General features: G+C 48.2%; 3 protein-coding genes. All 3 read right to left on the reverse strand.

The window, feature by feature from the left end; translation table 11 throughout:
• Positions 1 to 311: 311 nt before the first annotated feature.
• On the reverse strand, positions 312 to 2,432 hold the full coding sequence (locus D6694_09460) for a hypothetical protein (protein ID RMH41002.1): 2,121 nt from the start codon (positions 2,430 to 2,432) through the stop codon (positions 312 to 314).
• Between the two features lie 263 nt (positions 2,433 to 2,695).
• Positions 2,696 to 3,013: a hypothetical protein gene (locus D6694_09465; protein ID RMH41003.1), complete on the reverse strand. Its 318-nt coding sequence runs from the start codon at positions 3,011 to 3,013 to the stop codon at positions 2,696 to 2,698.
• A 277-nt stretch (positions 3,014 to 3,290) separates the two neighbouring features.
• Complete coding sequence (locus D6694_09470; GenBank protein ID RMH41004.1) at positions 3,291 to 3,716, reverse strand: hypothetical protein; 426 nt, start codon at positions 3,714 to 3,716, stop codon at positions 3,291 to 3,293.
• Between the last annotated feature and the right edge of the window lie 34 nt (positions 3,717 to 3,750).

Consider the following 3,750-nt stretch of genomic DNA (forward strand, 5'->3'; position numbering starts at 1 on the left):
AGGTAAGGTTGGCGTTAAGGATAAGTTTAGTATCTGATACTAAACTTATCCTTAACGCCAACCTTACCTTACCTATAGGCGATCGCACTCTATATAAATAACTTATCTTTTGTGTGTATAGACGATAAGGAAGCGCGGGATCGCAAGGGCGATCGCACTCTGTTATATTCTCCCGAAACGCTGTAACATCGCATTAGCAAGGGTTTCAGGCATTGCACCCTATCGTACATTCTGCTGTCTACTTTATCATCCCTATCGAATACTGCACTTTTGACAGGCAAACGATAAGAATATTAAATCAACAGCTTTTCTTATCTACTATGCGGCGACCAGCGGCTCATGACCGACGGGGCCCGAGGGGGGCGATCGCTCTGTAAGTTACTAAGGACATTGGACAGGGACATGGTGGCCAACGGCTCATGACCGACTCGGCCCGAGGGGGCGATCGCTTTATAAGGTTTGCCGGGGGCATGATAGTAAACGCTCACCCTCTTACTATCCAAGGATTTCTGATAGGTTGCCGACCCTTCCACATCTGGAGGTAGAAGGGTTATTTTGTCGCCTATATCTGGCTTTTGAATTACCAGCAATGCACAAGGCGTAAAATCCTGATTCACTTCAGGAGCAAGGGTCTTTGAAGCGTTTTCGACCAAGACAGAACGAAATCTTAAAGGCAATTCAGCCCGCTGCTCATGGGCGATCGCCCATATCGGATATTCAAAAGCATTACCTGAAGCAACGATACCAACGTCCTGACAGCGCCTTGATTGAATATCTGAAATTGCGCCTTTATATAATTTTGTGATGCCAGGGCGCGAAATCAAGTAGCGCTCAACACGCTCAACCTGATAAACAGACGTTGATGATGCAGCCTGAAAAATCAAATTCTGCGCCGATATCACCGGACGGAAAGCGCTAAAAAAAACGAAGGGGAGCGAGTAGACCGTCAAGAATAAGACCGCAAAATAAAATACAAAAATTCGTTTCATTTTGCATGAGAGGATTGTTCCTACAAATGGAGAAATCGCCACAAAAAAAGGCAACTGCAATCGGGATATCCAGGGTTGCCAGGAAATCAAAAGATTAAAGAGAAAACCAGACAATAAGAGTCCAGCGAGATAAATATTTCGACGAGAACTCCTGACACTACCTTGAAGATAAACTATGAGAGCGCTCAAAAAAAGAGCGAGATGCAACAAATTTCCTGACGAGTCTTCACTAAGAGCTACTGAAAATAACGATCCTTCACTGGGTTTGCGAACAGGAATCCTGAAAGATGCCTGCCCGTATGTAATCCGTGGATCGCTCACATCCAGCTTCAAGATATTTCCATGCAGCCAGATGATAACTTTTTCAAACACCTCGTTAATAGGTTGAAAGGCGACAGCTAGATGCACCGAGGCGTTTCGCAACAGATTTGAAATAAATGCAGATGGCGTAAAAAGCTCGTTTAGAGTACCGCTTCCTGAAATTCCTAGAGGCACTCCCAGAGCATCAATATTGCGCCACCAATGACCAAAGTTCAACAACAAAACAGGCATACTTACTAAAACCAAGCCTCCCCAAAAACCTGCTTTAACGTGCCTGAACAGATAACAGGCAAGGAAGACAAAGACAGGAAATGTGTAGATATATGCCGTCGCCTTGGTGAGCAATGCCAAGCCTAAGACTGCCCCAATCTCCACCAGTAGAGACTTAGATATATGCGGTTCTCTTTGGAGCAACAAAGCATAAAATAAGGCGCATATCAGCCAATAGGAAACAACATAATCGTTCTGCGTAGTAACAGACTGCAATAACCCCATTGGAATGCTCAGACAGATTGCAGCAGATAGCATTTGCCCCAATAATCCAGCACCCAATTCTTGAGCAATCAAAGAAACTCCTATCAAGCAGCCGACCATGCTACCCCACTGCACCAAGTTAGCAAACTGATCGCCTCCGCTAAGCACTTGCAGATGCAAGATAGCAAAGCCCGACCAGGGAGGATTATCAATCTGCCGCAGGTTGTTAGTTGGATAGTGAGAAACTGATTGATTTTGAATCCAGTTGACCACACGGGTCATGTGATAAGTCAGGGAATCCGCATTGTTGGGCGGCACTGAGATCGCCAGAATAAAGGTCAGCGCCAAAACCAGAAAAAAGCTGAGCAACGTAAATCCTAAGACAGGTTGAATCGCAAAGCGCCGAAACCGAAATGAAGCGAACGATCGTCGGCGGAACAAAATCAGTATCAGCACTCCGGCGATCGCAGTCCAGGAAGCAAAAACCCAGTCACGATTGAGTAAATGCAATCGGCTCAGCAATTCTGTAATAGCTGCCAAGGCGACAGAGAAATAGATTGAAGCTGAAACAATAGAACGTCTCCAGCAAAAATCTTTTCGCCTCCAAAAATACAAACAGGCAAACACAACAAACAAGATTAGATACACGGCAAGACAATATAAATCACACCTGATACATTATGCCTGCATCTCTGAATTATCAGAGTTGGCAACAAAAAAAGTCGCGTGTATCACTTAATACACGCGACCGATCAGGAAATATGAGGGGCGCAAGAATCCAGCGCGGGAAGATTGCGCCTATTCAATCATTCCCGCATTCTTCAGTTCAAGCTCAGCCTTCCTAACCTTAATAAAGGGAAAGGTCGGAACCCATTGGTGGATCGAGATGACCCATTCGAATGGTGGAATTTTCAATCTCGAAGCAGTATCACAACAACGACAGCAGGTAAGACGTTCTCAAGGATCGTCCCGCCCTCTACCTGAAACAACCGTGAATCGCTGTCCTGGCGATAAACATGAAACGACTCAAGGCTAATGCCTCGTACAACCAGCCCAAAATCATCTAAAGTAACCTCCGTAGTCGAGCCATCCAACTGCCTGCCCAGGCGCGACACCAAGAACGGCTCAACCTTTGCCAAGTCTTCTTTCAACAGTTCTTCAACTCGCAGCAGACGGCTGGCCATGTCAGCCGTCAAGCCGCCCACCTCTCGCAGCGCCCGATCGTCCACGTTGTAGCCATGCCGAGCAAACTTACCTGAGAAGTCATCAATTCGCCCCAGCTTGTCCTCATCAAATGGCGTGGCAACCTCTACCGCAGTCCGCCAGCGGCGTAACAGCGATGCCGTCAGGGAGTCACGAAAGGCGATCGCCCGCTGAGTATCTTTGTTGTTGGAAGCTGGAGTAAAGCGGCTCTCAAACGGCTTCTGCTGAGCATTGGCAACCCGCTTCGCAATGCGCTCTTCTTCGATTCTGTTGAGCTGCTTGGTGCTAGGAGGGCATAGCGCCTCATACGTAGCGCGGCGGCGGAGTCGTTTGCTTTGCAGTGTGCCAAGCCTTCGCCAAGCCGAGCGTAGCCCCAGACTGAAGAGGAGGCAACTCGCTGTCTTCGCCTCCACCTTTGAGGATTTTGGTAAACCCTGGAGACTTCATGACAGAACCTCTCGCCTCCCAGTAGGTTGCACCAGCCTTGATCACTGCACGGCTCTTGTCGAACGTCGCAGGGGCACACTGGGAGGCAATCGCCCGTTGCCAAATCAACGTGTAAACGTTGTGCTGAGGCTCTGTGAGATGGGGACGCATCGCCTCTGGAGTGAACTTCGCATCAACGGGTCTGACAGCTTCGTGCGCCCCCTGCGCCCCGTCTTTGTCCTTAAACACCTTGGCCTTTGCCGGAACAATATCGGGGTGATTTTCTTGCAGCCAGTGGCGCACTTCCTCGCAGAACTCTGGCGCAAGAGAAGTTGAG

It is taken from the genome of Gammaproteobacteria bacterium (genome assembly GCA_003696665.1).
In the GTDB taxonomy this organism is placed as follows: domain Bacteria; phylum Pseudomonadota; class Gammaproteobacteria; order Enterobacterales.